Source organism: Paraburkholderia strydomiana (genome assembly GCF_046030495.1).
Taxonomy (GTDB): Bacteria; Pseudomonadota; Gammaproteobacteria; order Burkholderiales; family Burkholderiaceae; genus Paraburkholderia; species Paraburkholderia strydomiana_A.
Genome location: NZ_JAQQCJ010000079.1, coordinates 1 through 367, shown reverse-complemented (window position 1 = coordinate 367; position 367 = coordinate 1). Strand labels below are relative to the sequence as shown.

At 58.9% G+C, this 367-nt stretch carries 1 pseudogene; it reads left to right on the top strand.

The features are described from left to right. A pseudogene (locus PQQ53_RS35000) lies at window positions 1-367 on the top strand (IS5/IS1182 family transposase); the annotation flags it as partial.

Sequence of the window (367 nt, the reverse complement as noted above, 5' to 3'; positions counted from 1 at the left end):
CGATCGCAACTTCACCGAGGCTAAGGTCGACAAGCGCCAAAAGCAGATCGAGGAGAGCATCCAGCGATATCTGAACGCGCTGGAGACTGCCGATCGTACGCAACCCGCTGAGCTCGAAGCGAAGACGACTCGATTGCAAGACAAGATCGCGCGCCTACGTGAGCAGATGCGGAACCTCGATCAGATCAAGGCGCAACTCAAGACGCAACCTGATGGCCAACTCTCGATGACCGATCCCGATGCGCGCTCCATGGCGACGAGCGGCAAGGGCTCGGGAATGGTAGGCTACAACGTGCAGGTCGCCGTTGACGCCAAACACCATCTCATCGTGGCTCACGAGGTCACAAACTCTGGCAGTGACCGGGCA